The sequence below is a fragment of the Lysinibacillus odysseyi 34hs-1 = NBRC 100172 genome, assembly GCF_001591965.1.
GTDB classification, from domain to species: Bacteria; Bacillota; Bacilli; order Bacillales_A; family Planococcaceae; genus Lysinibacillus_B; species Lysinibacillus_B odysseyi.
In genome coordinates, this window is the sequence record NZ_BCVX01000011.1 from 14,529 (window position 1) to 38,247 (window position 23,719).

At 43.0% G+C, this 23,719-nt stretch carries 21 protein-coding genes; 14 read left to right on the plus strand and 7 right to left on the minus strand.

The window, feature by feature from the left end; all coding sequences use genetic code 11:
- Positions 1 to 31 precede the first annotated feature (31 nt).
- The 3 genes from purH to purD all read left to right on the plus strand — a co-directional run bounded on the left by purH (position 32) and on the right by purD (position 3,355).
- A complete protein-coding gene (gene purH, locus BOD01S_RS16885) occupies positions 32 to 1,567 on the plus strand; it encodes a bifunctional phosphoribosylaminoimidazolecarboxamide formyltransferase/IMP cyclohydrolase (RefSeq protein ID WP_036150407.1) in 1,536 nt (511 codons plus the stop codon).
- Between the two features lie 324 nt (positions 1,568 to 1,891).
- Positions 1,892 to 2,044: a hypothetical protein gene (locus tag BOD01S_RS23570; protein WP_156116997.1), complete on the plus strand. Its 153-nt coding sequence runs from the start codon at positions 1,892 to 1,894 to the stop codon at positions 2,042 to 2,044.
- Positions 2,045 to 2,104: 60 nt separating this feature from the next.
- Positions 2,105 to 3,355 (plus strand): phosphoribosylamine--glycine ligase, encoded by a 1,251-nt coding sequence (purD, locus tag BOD01S_RS16890; RefSeq protein ID WP_036150408.1) that lies wholly within the window; start codon positions 2,105 to 2,107, stop codon positions 3,353 to 3,355.
- 128 nt (positions 3,356 to 3,483) lie between these two features.
- Here purD and BOD01S_RS16895 read toward each other — a convergent pair whose 3' ends face one another.
- Entirely contained in the window at positions 3,484 to 3,717 is a 234-nt protein-coding gene (locus BOD01S_RS16895; RefSeq protein WP_052124677.1) for a YgaP-like transmembrane domain, read from the minus strand.
- A gap of 162 nt (positions 3,718 to 3,879) precedes the next feature.
- On the opposite strand from BOD01S_RS16895, the gene BOD01S_RS16900 reads away from it, so the two are divergent.
- The 7 genes from BOD01S_RS16900 (at position 3,880) to BOD01S_RS16930 (ending at position 13,483) form a co-directional block, all read left to right on the plus strand.
- Positions 3,880 to 5,610 (plus strand): adenine deaminase C-terminal domain-containing protein, encoded by a 1,731-nt coding sequence (locus BOD01S_RS16900; RefSeq protein ID WP_036150409.1) that lies wholly within the window; start codon positions 3,880 to 3,882, stop codon positions 5,608 to 5,610.
- A 17-nt stretch (positions 5,611 to 5,627) separates the two neighbouring features.
- Positions 5,628 to 6,665, plus strand: coding sequence for a DUF3048 domain-containing protein (locus BOD01S_RS16905; RefSeq protein ID WP_036150411.1), 1,038 nt, complete (start codon positions 5,628 to 5,630; stop codon positions 6,663 to 6,665).
- 19 nt (positions 6,666 to 6,684) lie between these two features.
- Positions 6,685 to 7,005, plus strand: coding sequence for a YerC/YecD family TrpR-related protein (locus BOD01S_RS16910; protein WP_036150412.1), 321 nt, complete (start codon positions 6,685 to 6,687; stop codon positions 7,003 to 7,005).
- Positions 7,006 to 7,297: 292 nt separating this feature from the next.
- Entirely contained in the window at positions 7,298 to 7,990 is a 693-nt protein-coding gene (pcrB, locus tag BOD01S_RS16915) for a heptaprenylglyceryl phosphate synthase (protein WP_036150413.1), read from the plus strand.
- A gap of 38 nt (positions 7,991 to 8,028) precedes the next feature.
- Positions 8,029 to 10,284, plus strand: a complete 2,256-nt coding sequence (gene pcrA, locus BOD01S_RS16920) for a DNA helicase PcrA (protein WP_036150414.1) — start codon at positions 8,029 to 8,031, stop codon at positions 10,282 to 10,284.
- A gap of 12 nt (positions 10,285 to 10,296) precedes the next feature.
- Complete coding sequence (gene ligA / locus BOD01S_RS16925; protein ID WP_036150415.1) at positions 10,297 to 12,297, plus strand: NAD-dependent DNA ligase LigA; 2,001 nt, start codon at positions 10,297 to 10,299, stop codon at positions 12,295 to 12,297.
- 16 nt (positions 12,298 to 12,313) lie between these two features.
- A complete protein-coding gene (locus BOD01S_RS16930) occupies positions 12,314 to 13,483 on the plus strand; it encodes a CamS family sex pheromone protein (RefSeq protein ID WP_036150417.1) in 1,170 nt (389 codons plus the stop codon).
- Positions 13,484 to 13,562: 79 nt separating this feature from the next.
- Here BOD01S_RS16930 and BOD01S_RS23575 read toward each other — a convergent pair whose 3' ends face one another.
- Positions 13,563 to 13,745, minus strand: a complete 183-nt coding sequence (locus BOD01S_RS23575) for a hypothetical protein (protein ID WP_218016443.1) — start codon at positions 13,743 to 13,745, stop codon at positions 13,563 to 13,565.
- Positions 13,746 to 13,835: 90 nt separating this feature from the next.
- Between BOD01S_RS23575 and gatC the strand changes: the two genes are divergently transcribed.
- From gatC to BOD01S_RS16955, 4 genes are all read left to right on the plus strand, one after another.
- Complete coding sequence (gatC, locus tag BOD01S_RS16940; RefSeq protein WP_036150422.1) at positions 13,836 to 14,126, plus strand: Asp-tRNA(Asn)/Glu-tRNA(Gln) amidotransferase subunit GatC; 291 nt, start codon at positions 13,836 to 13,838, stop codon at positions 14,124 to 14,126.
- Between the two features lie 22 nt (positions 14,127 to 14,148).
- Complete coding sequence (gene gatA / locus BOD01S_RS16945; protein WP_063180362.1) at positions 14,149 to 15,612, plus strand: Asp-tRNA(Asn)/Glu-tRNA(Gln) amidotransferase subunit GatA; 1,464 nt, start codon at positions 14,149 to 14,151, stop codon at positions 15,610 to 15,612.
- A 2-nt stretch (positions 15,613 to 15,614) separates the two neighbouring features.
- The gene (gene gatB / locus BOD01S_RS16950; RefSeq protein WP_036151638.1) at positions 15,615 to 17,042 is read left to right on the plus strand and encodes an Asp-tRNA(Asn)/Glu-tRNA(Gln) amidotransferase subunit GatB; all 1,428 of its coding nucleotides are present in this window, start codon (positions 15,615 to 15,617) and stop codon (positions 17,040 to 17,042) included.
- 104 nt (positions 17,043 to 17,146) lie between these two features.
- Entirely contained in the window at positions 17,147 to 17,701 is a 555-nt protein-coding gene (locus BOD01S_RS16955; RefSeq protein WP_036151640.1) for a thioredoxin family protein, read from the plus strand.
- A gap of 104 nt (positions 17,702 to 17,805) precedes the next feature.
- Here the strand turns inward: BOD01S_RS16955 and BOD01S_RS16960 are convergent, their stop codons facing one another.
- The 5 genes from BOD01S_RS16960 to BOD01S_RS16980 all read right to left on the minus strand — a co-directional run bounded on the left by BOD01S_RS16960 (position 17,806) and on the right by BOD01S_RS16980 (position 23,398).
- Positions 17,806 to 18,717: an ABC transporter ATP-binding protein gene (locus BOD01S_RS16960; RefSeq protein WP_036151643.1), complete on the minus strand. Its 912-nt coding sequence runs from the start codon at positions 18,715 to 18,717 to the stop codon at positions 17,806 to 17,808.
- A 2-nt stretch (positions 18,718 to 18,719) separates the two neighbouring features.
- The gene (locus BOD01S_RS16965) at positions 18,720 to 19,766 is read right to left on the minus strand and encodes an ABC transporter ATP-binding protein (RefSeq protein ID WP_036151646.1); all 1,047 of its coding nucleotides are present in this window, start codon (positions 19,764 to 19,766) and stop codon (positions 18,720 to 18,722) included.
- 15 nt (positions 19,767 to 19,781) lie between these two features.
- Complete coding sequence (locus BOD01S_RS16970) at positions 19,782 to 20,717, minus strand: ABC transporter permease (RefSeq protein ID WP_036151649.1); 936 nt, start codon at positions 20,715 to 20,717, stop codon at positions 19,782 to 19,784.
- A complete protein-coding gene (locus BOD01S_RS16975; RefSeq protein WP_036151651.1) occupies positions 20,717 to 21,646 on the minus strand; it encodes an ABC transporter permease in 930 nt (309 codons plus the stop codon). Before BOD01S_RS16975 ends, BOD01S_RS16970 begins: the two co-directional genes overlap by 1 nt.
- Positions 21,647 to 21,748: 102 nt before the next feature.
- The gene (locus BOD01S_RS16980) at positions 21,749 to 23,398 is read right to left on the minus strand and encodes a peptide ABC transporter substrate-binding protein (RefSeq protein WP_036151654.1); all 1,650 of its coding nucleotides are present in this window, start codon (positions 23,396 to 23,398) and stop codon (positions 21,749 to 21,751) included.
- Positions 23,399 to 23,719: the final 321 nt, after the last annotated feature.

Sequence of the window (23,719 nt, forward strand, 5' to 3'; positions counted from 1 at the left end):
CAAATGCGTACATAAATTGGAGGACTTTATTGTGACTAAACGTGCACTAATCAGTGTTTCGAATAAAGATGGTATTTTAGAGTTTGCAAAAGAGCTTGTGGCACTAGGCTATGAGGTACTTTCCACAGGCGGGACGAAAAAACTGCTTCAGGATAATGACGTAGCTGTTACAGCTGTTGATGAAGTAACAAAGTTTCCGGAAATCCTGGATGGCCGTGTGAAAACATTGAATCCAATGATTCATGGCGGCTTACTTGGCAAATTCGATGAACCGAGCCATGTTGCCCAAATGGAAGAGCACGGAATCGAGCCGATTGAAATCGTCTGTGTAAACCTTTACCCATTTATTGAGACCATCTCTAAGCCCGATGTGACATGGGAAGATGCTATTGAAAATATTGATATCGGCGGGCCGACAATGCTTCGTTCAGCAGCAAAAAACCATGACTATGTGACGGTAATCGTAGATGCAAACGACTATCCACAGGTGCTGGAAGAATTAAAGGCAGATGGGAAAACAACAATCGAAACACGCCGTCGTTTAGCGGCAAAAGTATTCCGCCATACGGCAGCTTATGATTCCTATATCTCTAACCATTTAACAGAAGCAATTGGAGAAGAGTTCCCTGAGAATTTAACATTGACGTATGAATTGAAACAAAACTTGCGTTATGGTGAAAATCCACACCAAAAAGCGGCATTTTATCAAAAACGTCTTGGCTCGGATTTCTCGATTGCCTATGCAAAGCAGCTGCACGGGAAAGAGCTTTCCTATAACAATATTCAGGATGCCAATGCAGCGCTGCAGATCGTGAAGGAATTTGAAATGCCTGCAGCCGTAGCTGTAAAGCATATGAATCCTTGTGGTGTTGGGACAGGTACTACAATTGAAGAAGCGTTTAATAAAGCATATGAAGCAGATCCAACATCTATTTTTGGCGGGATCATCGCCCTTAACAAAGGAGTTGATCAAGCTACTGCCGAAAAGCTTTCCGGCATCTTCCTGGAGATTATTATTGCCCCTTCATTTACGGATGAAGCACTGAACATCCTGACACAAAAGAAAAATATCCGCCTTATGACGATTGATTTCTCACAGGCAAAGCAGGACAAATTTAATGTTGTATCAGTAGAAGGCGGCCTATTAGTCCAAGAGCCGGATCGCTTTGGCTTTAACGAGGCGGATATCAAAGTTGTGACAGACCGCGAGCCGACTGAAGAAGAATGGAAAGCAATGAAGCTGGGCTGGGCAGTAGTGAAGCATGTGAAATCAAATGCCATTGTTGTAACGGACAGTCAAATGACAGTTGGAGTCGGTGCCGGTCAGATGAATCGCGTCGGTGCGGCAAAAATTGCCTTTGAACAAGCTGGAGATAAAGCAAAAGGGGCAGCGCTTGCATCGGATGCATTTTTCCCGATGAATGATACAGTGGAAGCAGCAGCAGCGGCTGGTATTACGGCGATCATTCAACCGGGTGGATCGATCAAGGACCAAGATTCAATCGACATGGCGAATAAGCATGGAATTGCGATGGTGTTTACAGGGGTACGTCACTTCAAACATTAAAATTCGCGGGTAAATCCTTTGGAAAAGCCGGTATTTGAACGAAATTCACGGGTAAAGCGAGGATTTCCGCGGATAAGCTTTCTAAAATCGCGGGTATTTTAAAAAACACGGGTAAACTATCCATTCCTGCAGGCAATTTATTCAATTGATTGTCTTGTTCGATATTTTGATAAAAAAGGCTAGTCTGTTTATCTTTTGCAAGCTATAATAGAATAATGTTTCGCCATTGTTCTGGCCGGATAATGGCAGAAGCGTTTGAAAAAAGCTGTATTCTTCTTTCTGGCCGGAAGAGGAAAATAGCTGGGCACATGGCTTTGGCCGGACATGTCGCCGATAAAAAATGTACAGCCCAGTATGTCTTCACTTTGGCCGGAGGAGACAGAAAGGCAACATCTGTACAATAGCGCATTGAATATGACTATTCTGGTCGGGTACGATTATCAGATGGTTATTGTAGGATGCAGAACGCTCGCTTAATTCTAGATAAGGCGGGCGTTTTTTTTATATAAAAAAACAGGATTTCGGGAGGATAATTGCATGAAGGTTCTAGTAATCGGAAGTGGCGGCCGTGAGCATGCCATCGCAAAGCAGTTCAACGATGCGCCATCAGTGGAGAAGGTATTTGTAGCACCAGGCAATGACGGCATGAAAAACCATGCAGAAGTTATCAGCATTGATGCAATGGATTTTGAAAAATTAGCGGCATTTGCAAAGGAACAAGCAATTGATCTGACGTTTGTAGGGCCAGAACAGCCGCTTGCTGCAGGAATTGTTGATTATTTTCAGGCTGAAGGATTATTAGTTTTCGGGCCGACAAAAACAGCTGCACAAATTGAAGGCTCAAAATCCTACGCAAAGGAAATCATGAAAAAATATAGTATCCCTACAGCAGCATATCAAACATTTACAGAAGCAGAGCCTGCCATTACTTATATTAAGGAGCAGGGAGCACCAATTGTCGTCAAAGCAGACGGGTTAGCGGCAGGAAAGGGTGTTATCGTCGCGATGACAGAAGAAGAAGCGATTGAAGCTATAAATGATATGATCGGCAATCAGCGCTTCGGTGATTCTTCATCACGTGTAGTGATCGAGGAGTTCCTGGAAGGGGAAGAATTTTCGTTTATGTCATTTGTACATAAAGGGCAAATTTACCCGATGGTGATCGCACAGGATCACAAACGCGCCTATGACGGAGATGAAGGACCAAATACAGGAGGGATGGGAGCTTATTCACCAGTACCGCAAATCCCGCAGGAAATGGTATCCCGTGCCTACATTGAAATCGTTGAGCCGACAGTAAAGGCGATGGAGGAGGAAGGAGCATCCTTTACAGGTATCCTTTACGCAGGGCTTATCTTAACGGCAGCAGGGCCGAAAGTGATTGAATTCAATGCTCGTTTTGGTGATCCTGAAACACAGGTAGTACTACCGCGTATGGCTTCAGATTTTGGTTTGTTTATGAAAGCCCTAATGGAAGAAAAATACTTTGATTTACAATGGCATAATGAAGCAGTTTTAGGAGTCGTAGTAGCTGCTGAGGGCTATCCGGGAGATGTGGAAAAAGGAAATCCATTACCGGATCTTGCTAATGTGGAGCTGCCTGTCTATCATGCAGGAACGAAGCAGGTAGACGATCAATTTGTAGGAAATGGCGGACGAGTACTGCTCATAGCAGCTAAAGCTGATTCACTGAAGGAAGCACAAGAAAAAGTATACACAGAGCTTGGCAAGAAGGAATGGGATAAGTTCTTCTACCGCAAAGATATCGGCTGGCGTACTTTTCAGTGAGACAATATCTTAAGCTAGAAATATAGTATTAAATAAAGCAGCACGGGTAAACTACCCATGCTGCTTTCAATAGAATATGTCATAACAGAAGGCTGATTCCCTGCTAATCCTCTTTTTATGACGGTTTCCTAATTCATCATATCGTCCTCGTAGCCATAGTCCTCATCATTGACTACCATTGCTGTTACTGGGCAGTATTGATAATAGCCTTCCGCAACTTTCATCGCACCGCCAATAACCATTAATTTTCCGATGAGACAGTCAGGTTTACGGGAGATACGTGCTGTACCAAACGATACAAGAGCTATACCGCAGATCATACGAATAAAACCGTTTTGTTCAGAAATATTTTCCGATAGCATACAATCACCTCCCTTCAAAAAAGTAAAATAATCCCTCCGAAGTACTTTGCTTTATGAAAGTGCTATGTTACGATAAAATCGTCTACCGAATGAAGGTGCATTTGTAGTATGTGCTGACGGGAAGACACTATACGGGAAGAGATTTTGAAAGGGGTGTAAGATATGCCTGAAATTAAGTGGAAGATAAAAGACATTCGCGAACAGGTAGCAACAATCGATGGAAAATCAGCGCCTTGCATGGTTTTAAAAAATGCGCGCTATTTGCATAGTATGTTTAAGCAGTGGATGACCGGAAATATATGGATTGTAAAAGACCGCATTGTCTATGTGGGAGAGGAAATGCCGGCAAATATAGAAGGATCTCAAATCTTGGATATGGCAGGTAAAACGATTGTGCCTGGCTATATTGAACCGCATGTACATCCTTATCAGCTGTACAATCCTAGTTCTTTTGCTGAATATGCAGCACAAAGAGGCACCACTACATTTTTATCAGACAATATGACCCTTGTTTTATTAACCAACAATAAGAAAGCGTTTTCACTTATAGATCAATTAAACTCACTGCCGTTTTCATTTTACTGGTGGGCCCGGTTTGATTCCCAGACGGAGATTGAACAGGAAGGGGATTTCTTCTCCAATGAATCTGTCCTCGAATGGCTGGATCGGCAGGATGTTCTGCTTGGAGGAGAGTTGACTGGATGGCCGCGCCTTTTACGCGGAGATGACCAAATGCTGTATTGGATTCAATCCGCCAAACATAAAGGAAAGAAAATAGAAGGACATTTCCCAGGTGCTTCAGAAAGAACATTAGTAAAAATGCGCTTGCTCGGAGCTGACGGCGATCATGAGGCGATGACGGCTGATGAAGTAGTAAGACGTGTGCAGCACGGTATTAAAGTAACACTTCGGCATTCTTCTATTCGTCCCGATTTGCCGGATCTCTTGAAAGGGATTCTGGAAAAGAAATTAAATATCTTTGACCACCTTATGATGACAACTGATGGGGCAACACCTGCCTTTTATCAAGATGGCGTGATGGACAAGTGTATTCAGGTCGCGCTTGATGCAGGGGTAAATCCAATTGATGCCTACCAGATGGCAAGCTATAATATAGCGCGCTATTATAATATGGCCAGCCTTCATGGTATGGTGGCAACCGGCAGATATGCGACATTGAATATCTTAAAAGACGAGTTTTCACCACAGCCAGAATCTGTTCTGTCAAAAGGAGTCTGGCTGAAAAAAGATGGGGAGCAGGTTTATGATTTTCATGCAATCGATTGGTCGGGATTGGGAGAGTTCGATCTTCGTTTTGAACTGCGAGAAGATGATTTCCAATTCTCGATGCCTATTGGAATGGAGCTTGTCAATGATGTTATCACAAAGCCATTTAGTGCTAAAATACCAGCACATAAAAGAGAGCTGCCGGTAGGTAAGGAAGAGAGTTATTTAATGCTCGTCGACCGTAATGGAAAGTGGCGCGTTAATACAATGATTAAAGGCTTCGATACCCATGTAAAAGGCTTTGCCTCTTCTTATTCTAATACAGGAGATATTATTTTAATCGGTAAGAGCATTCGTGACATGAAACATGCTTTCCAAGAATTAAAAAATATGCGTGGCGGGATTGTACTGGTGGAAGATGGAGAGGTTGCGGCAAGTTTGCCTCTTCCAATCGCAGGGGGAATGTACGATGGAAAAGTTGAGCATTTAATAGAAAAAGAGCTTGCTTTAAAAGAGGCACTGCGCGAACGGGGCTACCATCATACAGATGCTATTTATACACTATTATTTTTACAATCTACACATCTACCATATATTCGGCTTACACCGCGGGGAATTTTTGATGTCATGAAAAATAATGTGATGCTGCCTTCTGTTATGCGTTAGAAAAGGAGACAAGGGAAATGGTCAAAAAGAGAGTGTTGTTTGTTATGTGTTCAGCTTTACTGTTGGCAGCCTGCAATAAGGATACATCCGAAGAAGTAAAGCCTGTATCAGCCGAACCTGAAGAAGTAGAGGAAGCGGTAGAGGAACTGCCTTATACAACACCTTTTACAGGTGAGAAGGTCGCAGAAGAATCGTTGCTCCGGCCGATTTTAGTGACGATTAATAACCATCCGGATGCAAGGCCGCAATCAGGTATCGCTTCTGCGGATGTTGTATACGAGATGCTTGCAGAGGGAGATGTAACACGCTTTTTAGCATTGTATCAGTCGGAGATTCCTACGAATATCGGACCAATTCGGAGTGCGCGTTCCTATTTTGTGGACATAGCAAAAGGGCTTGATGCATTTTATATTGCCCACGGATACAGCCCGGAAGCAAAAAGTATGCTGACAAGCGGAGTTATCGATAATATTAACGGAATGAATTATGATGGCACACTGTTTCAACGTTCCAACGAAAGAAGAGCACCGCATAATTCCTATATGCCGGGAGAAAATGTAACGGCTGCTGCTGAAAAGGTAGGCGCTTCGTTACTTTACCAGAAAAAAGTGTTATATTCATTTTATGAGGAACAAGATAATGTTAAAATAGGAACAAAGGCAAATGAAGTATCTATTAGCTATAGTAATAGTGCCTTTAATAGTACCTACACATATAACGCTGAAGAAAACCTTTATACAAGAGCCTCAGCTGGCGAACAGACAGTAGATGATCTGACAGGCGAGCCGGTACAGTTATCGAATGTGCTCTTTTTCGAAATGAGCCATCGTATTATCGATAATGAAGGCAGAAGAGATATTGATATTACATCAGGCGGTACTGCCTATGTTGCACAGCAAGGCATGCTCCGTGAAGTAAGATGGGAAAACAGGGACGGCTTACTTGTAGCAATTGAGAATGACGGCAGTGAGATGCTGCTTGTCCCAGGACAGACATGGATTCACTTTGTGCCGACATCTCCGGGAATTGCTGCAAGTGTATCGTATTCCGAATGATTTAAGGAAGGGTGAGAGTATGCAAATCGAAAAAATTCGTGGGCATCAAACAGACCAATTATTTAAAGCAGTGTTGGAACTGAAAAACATAGAGGAGTGCTATAAGTTTTTTGATGACTTATGTACGATCAGTGAAATCCAATCATTGGCACAGCGTTTTGAAGTGGCCCATCTACTGCGCCTAAAGAAAACATATGAAACAATAAAAAAAGAAACAGGTGCATCAACCGCTACTATTTCACGCGTTCGTCGTTGCTTTGACTACGGAAATGATACGTACGATGAAATGCTGGGACGCTTATATCCAGATGAAAAGCCGTTTCAAGATCGCACGAAGTAAGGAAAATTTGCTGAGCAATTAACATAATAGATAAGCAGCCGGGGCAGAATGTACGCTTCGGCTCCATTATAAAGCTGGGCGGCTTGCTGCTCAGTTTTTTATTGTTAAGGAAAGAGAGAGATTTGGGGCAGCAGGTAATGGGGGGCAAAGGCGCCGACGTTTATTTTAGAGTGAAAGTGTCAGGATTGGCCAAGCTCTATTTTCTACTGCGCTTATCAGGGCTAATCGGGCGCTTTAGGGCTGTTGTTTGTTATACTAGAGACAAAAATATGTTGAAACAGGTGGGAAATGAATGGACTACTTACAATGGAGGCATGTATTCAAAATCGACCCGGCCAAGGAGATTTCGGATGAAGATCTGGAGCGGGTATGTGAATCGGGAACCGATGTTATTTTAGTGGGGGGAACGGACGGTGTAACGCTTGATAATGTGCTTGATATTCTCGTGCGCGTACGGCGCTTTTCTGTGCCGATTGCCTTGGAGATTTCCAATTTGGAATCAGTGACACCAGGCTATGATTACTACTTTATTCCTTCTGTACTGAATAGCCGTGATACAAAATGGGTGAAGGATCTGCATCATCAGGCAATCAAAGAGTTCGGCGATATTATGGTATGGGAAGAGCTGGTGGCAGAAGGGTATTGTGTGCTGAATCCAGACTGCAAGGTCGCACAAGTGACGGGAGCGGAGACGGATTTATCGGAAGATGATGTAATTGCCTATGCTCGCATGGCGGAGAAATATTTTAAACTTCCAATTTTTTATATGGAATATAGCGGCACGTACGGGGAAGCAGCACTCGTTGCTTCTGTGAAAGACGTACTTGAAGAGACAAAGCTATTCTACGGAGGGGGTATTACCTCTGCAGAGCAGGCAGCTGAAATGGCAAAGGCAGCAGATACAGTGGTAGTTGGAAATATTATTTATGAAGATTTACAGGCAGCCCTGAAAACAGTTGAAGCTGTAAAGTCGGTTATGTTATAAAATGAATAGGAACAAATGTTTGTGAAAGGCGGTGCAATATGGAACAACTATCAAAGAATTTACTGAATGGGATGAATCCACAGCAGAAAGAAGCAGTGCAGACGACAGAGGGGCCATTATTAATCATGGCCGGAGCGGGTTCAGGAAAGACTCGTGTATTGACGCACCGTATTGCTTATCTAGTAGTAGAAAAGGAAGTATATCCTTCAAAAATTCTAGCGATTACATTTACAAATAAAGCGGCACGCGAAATGCGGGAGCGTATTGACGGTATTCTTGGTAACGGAACTTGCGAAAGCATGTGGGTGTCTACCTTCCACTCGATGTGCGTCCGTATCCTACGCCGCAATATCGACCGTCTTGGCTATTCGAAGAGCTTTTCCATCTTGGATTCAAGCGATCAGCTGACAGTCGTAAAAAACCTGATGAAGGAATATAATATTGACCCGAAACATTATGAGCCAAGGGCAATTTTAAATACAATCAGCTCAGCAAAGAATGAAGGAATAACAGTCGAGGGCTTCAAGATGAACATGAATGAGCGCAATCCATTCGAAAAAATCGTAGCCCAAGTATATGAGGGCTATACGAAGCGCCTGAAGCTGAATTCATCACTGGACTTTGATGATTTGATTATGATGACGATCCGCCTGTTTGAAGAGGCACCGGATGTATTAGAATACTATCAGCATAAATTCCAGTACATTCATGTAGATGAGTATCAGGACACGAACAAAACTCAATATTTATTAGTAAAATTATTGGCACGTAAATTCCGTAATATTTGTGTGGTAGGGGATTCGGATCAGTCCATTTACCGTTGGCGCGGGGCAGATATTACGAATATTTTATCTTTCGAAAAAGACTACCGGGATGCAAAGGTTATTATGCTGGAGCAAAATTACCGCTCCACAAAACGCATTCTTCAGGCTGCTAACAGCATTATCGAAAATAATGAAAGCCGCTATCCAAAGGTTCTGCGTACGGACAACCCGGACGGAGAAAAAATTGTTTATTATAAAGCATATAACGAACAGGAGGAAGCGCAGTTCGTTGCTCAGTCAATCCAGAAGCTAATGCAAAAAGAAGGGCGCAAGCCGGGGGATTTCGCCATACTCTACCGCACAAATGCCCAGTCCCGTGTGATGGAGGAAGTCCTTGTTAAAGCGAACATGAACTATCAAATCGTCGGAGGCACGAAGTTCTATGATCGAAAAGAAATCAAGGATCTCCTCGCTTATTTGCGTCTTATTGCCAATAATGATGATGACCTGTCTTTAGCACGTATTATTAATGAGCCGAAACGAAGCATTGGGGCGACCTCATTTGAAAAAATAGCACGTTACGCTATTGAGCGCGACCGTTCTATTTTCGATGCTATGCAGGAGTTGTTATTCATCGGGCTATCAGGGAAAGCCGCGGCTTCTGCGGAGCAATTTTATGCAATGATTTCTGATTTAACGGCCCGTCAAGAAGAATTGACCGTGACGGAGCTTGTAGAGGAAGTAATCGAACGATCCGGCTACCGGGCAATGCTGCAAAATGAGAAGTCTATTGAAGCAGAGAGTCGGCTAGAAAATATTGAAGAGTTTCTAACAGTTACACAGGCATTTGAAGAGCGCAGCGAGGACCAATCTCTGATTGCCTTCCTGACGGACTTGGCGCTGATTGCCGATATTGACTCGATGAATGATGATTCTTCAGAAGAAGAGGGATCTATCGTACTGATGACGATGCACTCCGCAAAAGGACTTGAGTTTCCAATCGTATTTATCATCGGTATGGAGGAAAATATTTTCCCTCATTCACGGTCTTTAGAAAGCCCGGAGGAAATGGAAGAAGAGCGCAGATTGGCTTACGTGGGGACAACAAGAGCGGAAGAACGCCTGTATTTAACGTGTGCACAATCACGGACAATATTTGGCCGTTCGAGCTACAATACACCTTCCCGCTTTATTCAGGAAATCTCTCCAGAAATTGTAGAGCATGTTTCAAAGGCAGGAAGCGTTTCACAATCTTTACCATTTGGAGCAAGCCGCAATAGCTATGATAGAGCTCCATATGCACGTACACAAGGCAACGTACAAAAAACGCCGCCAGTAACACGTCCGAAACCGACAGGAGCTGCTGCTCTTGATTGGAAAATCGGTGATAAGGTTGAACATAAGGCATTTGGGACAGGAATGGTTGTGAACGTGAGTGGAGAAGGAAACGAGCTTGAATTGAAGGTTGCGTTTCCGAATGCAGGTATTAAAAAGCTGCTTGCAAATTTAGCACCGATTACAAAGGTATGATGGAGGTATTGTATGAACGAAATTGAACAACGCATTGCTGAATTGAATGAACTGTTACACGAATACGGCTATGCTTATTATGTTTTGGATAAACCCATTGTACCGGACTCAACCTATGACCGGCTGATGGAAGAGCTAATTGCGCTTGAGGAAGCAAATCCTTCTCTCATCTACCCTGATTCGCCCACACAGCGCGTGGGTGGTATGGCGCTTGAAGGTTTTCAGAAAGTGACACATGAGTTCCCGATGCTTAGCCTCTCCAATGCTTTTGATGAGGAAGGGTTACGGGATTTTGACCGGAAAATCCGCCAATCGATTGGCGATAACTTCAATTATGTATGCGAGTTGAAGATTGATGGATTAGCTATTTCTCTCCGCTATGAGGAAGGTCGCTTTATCCAGGGAGCTACACGCGGAGACGGAACTGTAGGAGAAGATATTACGGCAAACTTAAGAACGATCCGTTCTATCCCGCTCCGCCTGAAAGAGCCAGTAACAATCGAGGTGCGGGGCGAAGCGTATATGCCAAAAAAATCATTTGCCGGCCTAAATGCTAAGCGGGCAGAAGAGGGCAAGGAGCTGTTTGCCAACCCCCGTAATGCAGCGGCAGGTTCTCTGCGGCAGTTAGATCCCCGTATTGCGGCCAGCCGGAATTTATCCGTATTCATCTACGGTATCGGCGGTGATGGTGAAATGTACGGCGTTGACTCACATGGAGAAATGCTGGATTATTTGGAAAGCCTCGGTTTTGTGTCAAACCGCGAGCGCCAGACATGTGGAACAATTGAAGAAGTGCTGGCGTTTATTACTAAGTGGACGGAAGCAAGACCAAATTTATCATATGAAATTGATGGTATTGTCATCAAGGTAAACCGCTATGCACAGCAGGATGAGCTGGGCTACACTGCAAAAAGTCCCCGCTGGGCGATCGCCTATAAGTTTCCTGCCGAAGAGGTAACAACGAAGCTTCTTGATATTGAACTGACGGTAGGCCGCACAGGGGTTATTACTCCGACCGCTATTTTAGCACCTGTTCAAGTGGCAGGGACAACGGTAGGCCGTGCGTCTCTTCATAATGAAGATTTAATCCGGGAAAAGGATATCCGCATTCATGATACAGTCATTATCCGAAAGGCGGGAGATATTATCCCTGAGGTAGTAGGCGTCATTGCAGCAGAACGTCCGGAAGAAGCGGTGCCGTTTGAGATGCCGAAGCATTGTATCGCCTGTGGCAGTGAACTAATCCGGATTGAGGGCGAGGTAGCGCTCCGGTGTGTTAATCCGGCCTGTCCTGCTCAGATTGCAGAGGGAATCAAGCATTTTGTTTCCCGTAATGCGATGAACGTAGATGGTCTGGGGGAAAAGGTCGTAGAGCAGCTATTGCGTGAAGGGTATATTGCGAATGTAGCAGATCTTTATCTTCTCCAGGTGGAGCAGCTTATACAGCTGGAACGTATGGGGCTGAAGTCAGCTACCAATCTGGTCGAGGCGCTCGAAAAATCGAAGAGCAATTCTCTGGAGCGTCTATTATTCGGGCTGGGTATCCGACATGTAGGAGAAAAGGCAGCTAAAATTTTAGCTGCAGAATACGAAACGATGGATGCTCTGATGGAAGCAAAAGCAGAAGAACTCACAAGCATCTTTGAGATTGGTGAAAAAATGGCCGACTCTATTGTTTCTTATTTTGCCACGGAAGAGGTACAGACGCTGATTTCCCGTCTCAAGGATGTCGGCGTAAATATGACGTATAAAGGCAAGAAGGTTGCTGTTGAAGCTGGAGCTAATCCATTTGCCGGCAAGACAATCGTTCTGACAGGAAAACTTGCACAATTGACACGCAATGAAGCTAAGGCGAAAATAGAAGAGTTGGGCGGCTCTATAGCAGGTTCTGTCAGTAAAAAGACAGATCTTGTGATCGCAGGTGAGGATGCCGGCTCAAAACTTGAAAAAGCACAAAGCCTTGGCATAGAAATTTGGGATGAAAACCGTCTAATCGAAAATTTACCACAGTAAAGGGGTTTTACCTATCATGAAGCGATTTCGCTGGCTTTCAGCAATCGTAGCGGCTGCAGTCCTGGCAGGCTGTACACCTTCCATCAGCCCTGAGGAAGAGGTCATACAGGAGTCTGATAAAGAGAAAGCTGAAATGACGATTATTCCAAATCTTGCATTAAGCGATAATTATTATAAAACGTTAATCCCATATAAACAAAGTGCGAGCCGGGGCCTTGTCGTTTCCAATATTCATACGAAATACGATATGAAGGAAGTGGAAACAGGTTTGATGAGACTTTCCCAGCATGAATTCAATACAGAGGATTACTATTTCCAAGAAGGACAGTACCTTTCGGAAGACACAGTGCGTTATTGGCTGGCAAGGGAAAATCAAACAACTGATAAAGGACCGGAATATAAAGGGCTGAATCCGTCTAGTCTGGATGCAAACGGCAAGGAGCTGGACCCGACAACAAAGGCAAAAGAAGCACCTGTCTATCTTGCTCATTTAGTAGAACAAAACTATTTAACAAAGTCAGGAGAAGATAAGGTCAAACTTGGCGGTATTTCTATCGGATTAGCGTTAAATTCAATTTACTATTATCAAAAAGAGCAATATGGTGAATACTATGAAGAAAAGATAGACGATGCTAAGCTTGAAAAGATCGGCAAGGAGATGGCACAGGAGGTAGTAAACCGGCTGCGTCAACGACCGGAGCTGGCGAATGTCCCAATTGTCATTGGGTTATTTAAACAAAAAGCACGGAATGCTATCGTACCAGGCACTTATTTTGCTTATAGTGTTACGGAGGCAAATTCCTCAAAATTAGGAGAATGGACAAAAATCAATGAAGAGTATGTTACATTGCCGATGTCCTCACCGGAGGAAGTTTACCGTGAATTAAACGATAAATTCCAAAACTTCAAACAGGATATCGATGAATATTTCTCAAACTTCACGAGTGTAATCGGGCAAGGCTTCTATCAGGATAATAAATTATCAAGTCTTAAAATCGAAGTGCCGATTCAATTTTATGGAACTGCTGAAATCATCGGTTTCACACAGTATCTGACAGGTGTGATGTTGAAGGAACTGCCAAACGATATCCAAATTACAGTGAGTGTGACGTCCTCTAACGGAGCGGAAGCACTCATTAAAAAAGAGGCGAATAAGGACGAACCGTTTGTACACATTTATAATTGACGATAAATGGTGATTATGAGAAGGAGGCTGCCTGGAAAGTGTAAACTTTCTGGACAGCCCTTTCTTGATAAATACCTGTTCAAAAAACGGTTCCTACAGCGGTTATATCAATATAGCGGATGCCTTTTTCGTAATAAGAGCCCTGCAAAAAGATTTCCGGGATGCTGCTTTTTCTGCTAGACTGCAGCGAAATAGTGGCTCTGCAGCCGACTACTGGGGCAGTTTCGGTAATTTTGTACAAAGTTGTGATTTTTAAAATCAAAAATGGTATCATTATGGGCATGGTTACCTTTATTAAGCCCGACATACTTGAAAAAAAGGTAGAAAATTTTCTTTATCCGGAGGTGTAAAAATGGCGAAATTAACAAAAGAGGAAGTAAAGCATGTTGCACACTTAGCCCGCCTTGCCATTACAGAGGAAGAAGCGGAAAAATTCGCTGAACAATTAGGGAAGATTACGGATTTTGCTGAGCAGCTAAATGAGCTTGATACAACAAATGTGGAACCGACATCCCACGTATTGCCGCTAGTGAATGTTATGCGCGAAGACATCGCAGGGCAAGGATTACCACGTGAAAAAATGATGTTAAACGTAAAAGAACAAGAAGATGGACAAGTGAAAGTACCATCTATTTTAGACTAATTATAAAAAGGAGGCGCAATGCATGACATTGTTTGAGCGTTCAGCGAAAGAATTGCAAGAAAGCCTACATAACGGCGAATTGACAATCGCTGATTTGACAAAGGAAGCATTTGACCGTGTAGAAAAACTGGACGGTGATGTACAAGCGTTTTTAGCACTAAATAAAGAGCAAGCAACGGCAAAGGCCGCTGAATTGGATCAAGTACCATTCGAGGAGCGCGGACCATTATTCGGTCTTCCTATTGGCGTAAAGGATAATATCGTAACGGAGGGTCTTGAAACAACATGCGCTTCTAAAATTCTAGAAGGGTTCATGCCGATCTATGATGCTACGGTTGTAAAAAAACTGCGAGAAGCAGGTATGGTAACAATCGGGAAATTAAATATGGACGAGTTTGCAATGGGTTCTTCAAATGAAAACTCGGCGTATAAAACAACAAAAAACCCATGGAAGCTTGAACATGTACCAGGTGGTTCCTCAGGTGCATCTGCTGCCGCAGTAGCAGCAGGGGAAGTACCGTTCTCGCTGGGTTCAGATACAGGCGGTTCGATCCGTCAGCCGGCCGCATACTGCGGGGTTGTAGGAATGAAGCCGACATATGGCCGTGTATCACGTTTCGGTCTTGTAGCATTCGCATCTTCTCTAGATCAAATCGGTCCGATTACACGCAATGTACGCGATAACGCATTATTATTGGAAGCAATCGCGGGTGTGGACCCTAACGACTCTACGTCGGCAGATATTCCTGTACCGAATTATGCAGCGGCATTAGACGGCAACATTAAGGGCCTGAAAATTGCTGTACCGAAGGAATTCATTGGTGAAGGTGTACAAGAAGCTGCACGTCAATCGGTTCTTGATGCACTGGAAGTATTAAAAGGATTAGGTGCCACTGTAGAAGAAGTATCGCTACCTCATTCAAAATACGCACTTGCTGCTTATTACATTCTTTCATCTTCAGAAGCTTCTTCCAACCTTTCCCGCTTTGACGGTATCCGTTACGGCTTCCGTGCAGAAGGTGTGAAAAACCTAATGGAGTTGTACAAGGAAACACGTGCACAAGGCTTCGGTGATGAAGTAAAACGCCGTATTATGCTTGGTACTTACTCATTAAGTGCTGGTACATACGATGCTTACTATAAAAAAGCACAACAAGCACGTACATTGATTAAACAAGACTACGATAAAATTTTCGAAGAATATGATGTGATTGTTGGCCCGACTGCACCTACAGCTGCTTTTGAAATCGGTAAAAACATCGATGATCCAATGACAATGTACGCAAATGATATTTTAACGATTCCGATCAACTTAGCGGGCGTCCCAGCTATTTCGATCCCTTGTGGATTTGACGGAGACCTGCCGCTTGGTTTACAAATTATCGGTAAACACTTTGATGAGGAAACAATTTACCGTACTGCCTATGCATATGAAAAGGCAACGGATTTCCATACAAAAACTCCTCAAATTTGGGAGGGTAAATAATTATGAACTTTGAAACGGTTATTGGTTTAGAAGTCCACGTAGAGCTGAAAACAGACTCTAAAATTTTCTCAAGCTCACCTAACCACTTTGGTGCAGAGCCAAACACAAATACTTCTGTTATTGATCTAGGCTATCCAGGTGTCCTGCCTGTTCTTAATAAAAACGTCGTTGATTTTGCGATGAAGGCAGCACTTGCCCTGAACATGGAAATCGAACAGGAAACAAAGTTTGACCGTAAAAACTACTTCTATCCGGACAATCCGAAAGCTTATCAAATTTCGCAATTCGATAAACCAATCGGTAAAAACGGCTGGATTGAAATCGAAGTAGACGGCTATAAAAAACGCATCGGTATTACACGTCTTCATATGGAAGAGGATGCAGGGAAATTAACACACGCTGACGGTTATTCATTAGTAGACTTCAACCGTCAAGGGACTCCTCTAGTGGAAATCGTATCGGAGCCGGATATCCGTACACCGAACGAAGCATATGCATACCTTGAAAAATTGAAATCCATTATCCAATATACAGGTGTTTCCGACTGTAAAATGGAGGAGGGCTCTCTTCGCTGTGATGCGAACATCTCCATCCGTCCATACGGTCGGGAAGAGTTCGGCACAAAAACAGAGCTAAAAAACCTTAACTCCTTTAACTATGTACGTAAAGGGCTTGAGCATGAAGAAGTGCGCCAAGCAGAGGTATTACGTGCAGGTGGTGTAATCGAGCAGGAAACTCGTCGCTTTGACGAGAAGACAGGCAAAACAATCCTAATGCGTGTAAAAGAAGGAACAGATGACTACCGCTACTTCCCAGAGCCGGATTTAGTCCGCTTGTCTATTAGCGATGAGTGGGTGGAAGGCATTCGTCAATCGATTCCAGAGCTGCCAGACGCACGAAAAGTACGCTATGAAACAGAGCTAGGTTTAACACCTTACGATGCTGCAGTACTTGTTATAAACAAAGAAATTTCAGATTTCTTTGATGCGATGGTAAAAGAAGGGGCAGACGCGAAGCTGTCAGCAAACTGGCTGATGGGGGATGTTTCTGCTTACTTGAATGCAGAGCAAAAGGATCTTGCTGACACAGCATTGACGCCTGAAAACCTTGCAGGTATGGTGAAATTGATTTCCGACGGCACAATCTCTTCTAAAATTGCAAAGAAAGTATTCACTGAGCTTGTAACAAACGGTGGAGACGCTGCGAAAATCGTGAAAGAAAAAGGATTGGTTCAAATTTCTGATCCTGAAGTGATCCGTGGATTTGTAACAACTGTATTGGATAACGATCCGAAATCGGTAGAGGACTTCAAAGGAGGAAAAGATCGTGCGCTTAAAGCACTTCTTGGACAAATTATGAAGGCTTCCAAAGGACAGGCTAATCCACAGCTGACAAACGAAATTCTTTTAGAAGAAATCAACAAACGATAATAAAAAAGAAGACAGCAGCGAAAAGATTCGCTGCTGTCTTTTTTGCATTCTTTTAGTATAAAATAAGGTTATATAAATTTAATTAAAAGAAGGGACGGGTAATAATGAAAACAGAACAACAATATTTTGAAGAGGCTATCTCAATCGAACAGTATATGAACGATATGTCACAGCTGAAAGATGAAAGCTTTGCCATTTATAATGCTTTTGAAGTACCAGAGGATGAGTTCATCCCGAAATTAAAAGAAAGCGGTTTTCATCTTCTTGTGATTACAGAAGATTGGTGCGGAGATGCGATGCTCAATAATCCGATTATCCGTAAAACAGCAGAGGCAGCCGGACTGGACATGCGAGCGGTTTTCCGTGATGAGGATACAGATTTAATTGACCGTCATTTAACAAATGGCGGACGGGGAATTCCGATCTATCTCGTATTAAACGAGTCAGGCGATCTTGTCGCAAAATGGGGGCCTCGTGCACCAGAGCTTCAGGAATTCGTCATGAAGAGCCGTGCACAATTGCCGGATAAAGAGTCCGCAGAGTTTGAAGAGGCACAGCGCGATATGTATACAAATATGCGCAAGCAATATATCGAAGATCCAACATTCTGGACATATGTATACAACAGCTTTAAACAGGCGGTAGAAAAAGCATTCTAAAAAATATAGGTGCATGGCTGTACACTTTTATCAATTCAGCAGACAGCATCGCTTACGAGTAAAAAGGGACAGACCCATTATCTAATGAGTCTGTCCTTTTTCATTTATGAAGATACCCAGCGTCCTACTTGCTCGTCTGTACCGTATACAAAATGACCAGGCTTTGCCTCAATCACTTTTCCATCCTCTTTTACTTCTTCATGTTTGTAAGGAATCCGCACACGCTTGCGTTCATATACAGGGTTTGGCTGCGGAACGGCGGAAAGGAGCGACTTTGTGTATGGATGGATTGGATTATTGTAGATTTCATCTGCCTCTCCTAGCTCCACGATTTTCCCTCGGTACATAACAGCGATACGGTCACTAATGTATTTAACCATCGATAAATCATGGGCAATGAATAAATATGTCAGCTTGCGTTCTTTTTGCAGTTCCTTCAGTAGATTAACTACCTGTGCCTGAATCGATACGTCAAGCGCTGAAATTGGCTCATCGGCAATAATGAAGCTTGGATCAAGGCTAAGGGCACGCGCAATACCGATCCGCTGGCGCTGACCCCCTGAAAACTCATGGGCATAACGGTTTGCATGCTCCCGATTTAAGCCGACAGATTCCAATAAAGAACCAATCTTATCCTGACGCTCTTTTTTGTTTTTATAAAGGCCATGAATGTCGTAGGCTTCCGCAATGACTTCACCCGCCGTCATACGCGGATTCAAGGAAGCGTATGGATCTTGGAAAATCATCTGCATTTCCCGGTTAAATTGAAGAAGGTCTTTACGTGACTTGTATTCCGTAACATTTTTCCCTTTGAAGAAAATTTGCCCCTCTGTAATATCATAAAGACGGATAATTGAGCGTCCCGTCGTGGATTTACCGCAGCCTGATTCTCCTACAAGCCCTAACGTTTCACCCTCGTATACATCAAAGCTGATACCATCGATAGCTTTAATCGGTGCTTTCTTCGTCCCGAAATACTGTTTGAGTCCTTTTACCTCTAAAATTTTATTTGCCATTCTTATTCGCCTCCTTGTTCAAAGCCTTCGATGCGGCGGGCAACCGCTACAGGAAGCGGAATTTCAGGCGCATCGGGATGCAGCAGCCAAGTTTTTGCATAATGTGTATCGGAAATCTGGAACATTGGCGGCTCCTTCTCGTAATCGATGGCCAGGGCATATTCATTACGAGGAGCAAAAGCATCTCCGATAGGGGGATCGATTAAGTTAGGCGGTGATCCTGGAATAGCCCGCAATAGTTCATTGGATTTGTTATTTAAGTCAGGCATGGAACCAAGCAGTCCCCATGTATAAGGGTGCTTTGGATTATAGAAAATATCATTAACCGTGCCATATTCAACAATTTGGCCGGCGTACATTACGGCTACACGATCTGCTACATTGGCTACTACCCCCAAATCATGGGTAATAAAAATAATCGATGTATTAGATTTCTTTTGGATTTCCTTCATCAGCTCTAAAATCTGTGCTTGGATTGTTACATCAAGCGCTGTCGTCGGTTCATCGGCTATTAACAGCTTTGGATCTGCTGCCAGTGCAATAGCGATAACGACACGCTGACGCATTCCTCCTGATAGTTCGTGCGGATAGGAGCGGAAGCGTTTTTCCGGGAATGGTATCCCTACTTGATCCAGCAGCTGGATGGCACGTTCCTTTGCTTCAGCACGGGAGCCGATTTTTTTATGTTTTAATAGTACTTCGGTAATTTGATAGCCAATTCGCATAGTTGGGTTAAGCGCTGTCATCGGATCCTGAAAAATCATCGCGATATCATTTCCGCGAATCTTCATCATTTCCTTTTCCGTCAATGGAACAAGATCACGTCCACCAAATCGGATTTCACCGCCTGCGTAAATGCCTGGCGGCTGTGGAATTAATTTCATCAGGGCATTACTAGTTACAGACTTACCTGAACCGGATTCTCCTACGATGGCCAATGTTTCACCTTCAAAAAGCTCAAAGCTTACACCGCGCACGGCTTTTACTTCACCGGCGTACGTTTTGAAATTGATACGCAGGTCTTTTACTTCTAAAATCTTCTTTTTCATATCGTACACCCTCTTTTATTTACGTAGTTTCGGATCCAGTGCATCTCGCAGTCCATCCCCAACAGCATTGAACGCAAAAATTGTTAGTGAGATGAACATGGCAGGGAAGAAGAGGCGCCAAGGAGATGAGGTCAGTGCCTTAAATCCTTCAGAAGCCATTGTTCCCCAGCTTGCCAGCGGGGCTTGTACCCCAAGACCTAAATAACTTAAAAAGGCTTCTGTAAAGATGGCTTGTGGAATTGTCAATGTCATTGTTACTAAAATTGCACCCATGGCATTTGGGATTAGATGGCGTTTGATTAAATGCCATGTACCTGCTCCAAGTGTTCGTGCCGCTAATACGTATTCTTGATTTTTAATCGACAATACTTCACTTCTGACGATACGTGACATGTTGACCCAACCGGTAATCGATAAGGCAATAATCAATGGGATTAAGCCGCGCTCCATAACGACAAGCAGGATAATAACTACTAAAAGATAGGGAATCGCCGTTAAAATATCTGCAATCCGCATCATGATGTTATCGACACGGCCGCCTGCAAGACCGGCAATGGAGCCCCATAATACACCAATAATGAGGTCGATGACTGCAGCAGTGAGTCCGATGAATAGGGAGATACGGGCACCTTCCCATACACGGACAAAGATATCGCGGGCGAGGTCATCTGTACCAAACCAGTGCTCAGCGGATGGGGGAGAATTGTATAATCCGACATTTTGCTCATAGCTGTATTTTGAAAGTTCAGGCGCGATAATGGCCATTCCGCCAATCAGGATAAGAATAACGAAACCAATCACTGCTAATTTATTGTGAGAGAAACGATAAAATACTTCCTTCCAGAAGGATACTTGCTTTTTAGCAAGTTTATCCGACTCATCAAAACGGCCGCCTACAACTTTAAACATGTCTGACGATAATTTTTCCGTCTTTTGCTCGGTTTGTATCATTATTTTTTCGCTCCTCTCAATTTAATACGTGGATCGATGACACCGTATAAAATATCAACGATTAATACTGCGAATAATAGAATAATAGAGTAGAACACCGTCGTCCCCATGATGACTGTATAATCACGATTCGTAATGGACGTGACAAAATGGCGCCCCAGGCCGGGAATAGCAAATATTTGCTCAACGATAAAACTGCCAGTGATGACCCCGGCTGATAAAGGTCCTAAATATGTGACAACCGGCAAGAGCGCATTACGTAGTGAATGTTTCACTACTACTGTCCATTTACCGATTCCTTTCGCACGTGCGAGCTTGACGTAATCACTGTTTGTTTGTTCCAACATGCTCGAACGAGTTAGCTTTGCGATAAATCCGGCATGTGTAAGGGCAATTGCAATTGTAGGAAGAACGGTATACGAGAACCCTTTCCATCCACTTACAGGGAACCAGCCGGCTTTATAGGATATATAGTATTGGAGCAGTCCGGCAAGAATGAATGATGGAACAGAGATACCCAATATTGCAACTACAGTCGACACATAGTCAGGAAATTTATTATGATAAAGTGCTGAAATGACACCTAACAGAATCCCTAAACCAATAGATAGAATCATAGCTTGGACTCCTAACGTAACGGAAACCGGGAAGCTTTCTGAAATAATATCATTTGTAGAACGGCCTTTATATTTCATCGATTCGCCAAAATCAAAGCTTAGCGTGGAAACTAAATAATCTTTGTACTGGATATACCATGGATTATCCAATCCGTATTTTGCATTTAACCGCTCCTCAATTGCCGGCGGAAATTCTCTTTCACTTGCAAAAGGGCTGCCGGGGGCTAACTGCATTAAGAAAAATGTAGCAGTAATGATTAAGTACATCGCAATGACAAGGTAAACAAGACGTTTTAAAATATAACCAAGCAATGAACAGGCCTCCTTTTCTAACTATTTTGAATATTCTATAATACTATGAAAGGCTGCTTGAAATCGAGAAACGATTTAAGCAGCCTTTGTGCAAGTTACACGTTATTCTTTGTTAACATCAACATATTTCAAGTTAATGTTGCCTAGAGCATCTGGCTCCATACCTGTTACGTAATCCTTCTGAATATAAAGATTTGTATAGAAGTAGATTGGTGCTACAGGCATTTCGTCCATAAAGATTTCCTCAGCTTGCAACATAAGGTCTAAACGAGCTGCTGGATCTGTTGCAGCAATTGATTGCGTTAACAGGTCTGTGTATTTCGGGTTTTCCCAGCCAGTATCGTTGTTACCGTTTTCTGCAGAGTCATATTGCTCTAAGAATGTATAGGCATCGTTGTAGTCAGCAATCCAGCCAAGACGGCCGATTTGGTAATCCAAGTTTGAAAGTTTGTCTAGGTAAACTTGCCATTCAGAGTTGTCTAGTTTTACGTTAATGCCTAGTTCACTCGTCCAGCCTTGTTGGATGAATTGAGCGATCGCAGCATGTGACTCACTTGTATTATAAGAAAGAGAAACAGTTAAATCAGATGGTTTTGATAAACCAAGCTCTTTTAGCCCTGCCGCTAAAAACTCCTTCGCTTTTTCAAAGTCCGCATCTTTGTAATAGCCTTCATCATCTCCGAAGCCTTCAACACCGTCTGGAACAAGTCCTAATGCAGGGATTTGTTCACCTTTTGTGATATTTTTGATTAAGCTTGCACGGTCGATACCGTAAGTAAGCGCTTTACGGATATTAGCATTAGACATGATTTCATCTGTTGTATTGAATTTGTATACATACACACCAGAGTAGTCCACGATATTTAATAAGCCTTCTGATTTTAAACGCTCGATGGAGTCAAGCGCGATTGAACCATAAGAAGTACCTAAATAGTCAACTTCATCATTATCAAACATCGTCAGTTGCGTTGATTCTGCCTCTGCCATTGCGATGTTTACTTTGTCGAGCTTTACAGAGTCCGCATCCCAATATGTGTCGCTTTTTTCTAAAACCATAGAACCGCTGTGCACCCATTCAGTTAACTTGAATGGACCGTTTGAAACGATTGATTCTGCTTCACTATACCAATTTTTGTTAGCTTCTTGTGTTGCCTTATGGAATGGGTACATTGTTTTGAATGCCGTTAATTCCAGGAAGTACGCTGTTGGCATTTCTAATGTAACCTCAAGTGTTTTATCATCTGGTGTATTGATTGCTACTTCTTCAGCAGTCCCTTTTCCTGAATTGTAAGCCTGTGCACCTTTGATCGGATAAAGGATTGAAGAATATTCAGAAGCATTTTCCGGGTTTAATACCCATAGCCATGAATATTTGAAGTCTTCAGATGTTACTGGGTCTCCATTTGACCACTTTGCATCACGTAGGTGGAACGTATAAGTCAAGAAGTCATCACTAATTTCATAACTCTCGGCAATAGCCTCAACCGGTTTCCCGTTTTCCATCCGCATTAAGCCTTCAAAAGTACTTTGGAGGATAGCGCTGGAAGTAGTATCCGTAGCCAAGCCCGGGTGTAGTGATGGTGGTTCAGAAGCAACTAAAAGGTTCAGTTCCTTTGTACCGCCCTCCGATGTCTCCCCAGCATCGGTTGAAGAATCAGAATCTTTGTCTGCGTTATCGTCACTGTTACAAGCTGCAAGTACAGCGGCTAACGCCAGGACCATGAACAACATAAGAAATTTATTCAATTTCATTCTAAAAACCCCCTTTTTCTGTTTTCAATGAATATTCTGATAAAACGTGGTGCATTACAAATATATCAGAAATTGCCTAATTAATAAATATTAAATTTTCGAAACAAATGCTAAAAATTACATTAATATTTCAATCTTATTACTAAATGTTCTGGTTCGTGTAGAAATAAATGGGGCGAAAACGTGACGAACTATGCCATTTGAAGAGGGAGTAAGTGAAAATTTTTAAGGGTTTGGGTTATAATTAGTGGATGTATGCGATAGGAAACTTTACAATGATTAGAAGCGTTTACTTTATTACAAAAAAATCATGTGGGATGA

Bases quoted from the DNA above. Each gene is read 5' to 3' on its own strand.
- BOD01S_RS23570 (WP_156116997.1), top strand. From the start codon at position 1,892: ATGTCGCCGATAAAAAATGTACAGCCCAGTATGTCTTCACTTTGGCCG.
- gatC (WP_036150422.1), top strand. From the start codon at position 13,836: ATGGCGAAATTAACAAAAGAGGAAGTAAAGCATGTTGCACACTTAGCC.
- BOD01S_RS16955 (WP_036151640.1), top strand. From the start codon at position 17,147: ATGAAAACAGAACAACAATATTTTGAAGAGGCTATCTCAATCGAACAG.
- pcrB (WP_036150413.1), top strand. From the start codon at position 7,298: ATGGACTACTTACAATGGAGGCATGTATTCAAAATCGACCCGGCCAAG.
- BOD01S_RS16960 (WP_036151643.1), bottom strand. From the start codon at position 18,717: ATGGCAAATAAAATTTTAGAGGTAAAAGGACTCAAACAGTATTTCGGG.
- BOD01S_RS16900 (WP_036150409.1), top strand. From the start codon at position 3,880: ATGCCTGAAATTAAGTGGAAGATAAAAGACATTCGCGAACAGGTAGCA.
- BOD01S_RS16930 (WP_036150417.1), top strand. From the start codon at position 12,314: ATGAAGCGATTTCGCTGGCTTTCAGCAATCGTAGCGGCTGCAGTCCTG.
- BOD01S_RS16980 (WP_036151654.1), bottom strand. From the start codon at position 23,398: ATGAAATTGAATAAATTTCTTATGTTGTTCATGGTCCTGGCGTTAGCC.
- BOD01S_RS16970 (WP_036151649.1), bottom strand. From the start codon at position 20,717: ATGATACAAACCGAGCAAAAGACGGAAAAATTATCGTCAGACATGTTT.
- BOD01S_RS16895 (WP_052124677.1), bottom strand. From the start codon at position 3,717: ATGCTATCGGAAAATATTTCTGAACAAAACGGTTTTATTCGTATGATC.
- BOD01S_RS16965 (WP_036151646.1), bottom strand. From the start codon at position 19,766: ATGAAAAAGAAGATTTTAGAAGTAAAAGACCTGCGTATCAATTTCAAA.
- BOD01S_RS16905 (WP_036150411.1), top strand. From the start codon at position 5,628: ATGGTCAAAAAGAGAGTGTTGTTTGTTATGTGTTCAGCTTTACTGTTG.
- BOD01S_RS16910 (WP_036150412.1), top strand. From the start codon at position 6,685: ATGCAAATCGAAAAAATTCGTGGGCATCAAACAGACCAATTATTTAAA.
- ligA (WP_036150415.1), top strand. From the start codon at position 10,297: ATGAACGAAATTGAACAACGCATTGCTGAATTGAATGAACTGTTACAC.
- gatA (WP_063180362.1), top strand. From the start codon at position 14,149: ATGACATTGTTTGAGCGTTCAGCGAAAGAATTGCAAGAAAGCCTACAT.
- purD (WP_036150408.1), top strand. From the start codon at position 2,105: ATGAAGGTTCTAGTAATCGGAAGTGGCGGCCGTGAGCATGCCATCGCA.
- pcrA (WP_036150414.1), top strand. From the start codon at position 8,029: ATGGAACAACTATCAAAGAATTTACTGAATGGGATGAATCCACAGCAG.
- gatB (WP_036151638.1), top strand. From the start codon at position 15,615: ATGAACTTTGAAACGGTTATTGGTTTAGAAGTCCACGTAGAGCTGAAA.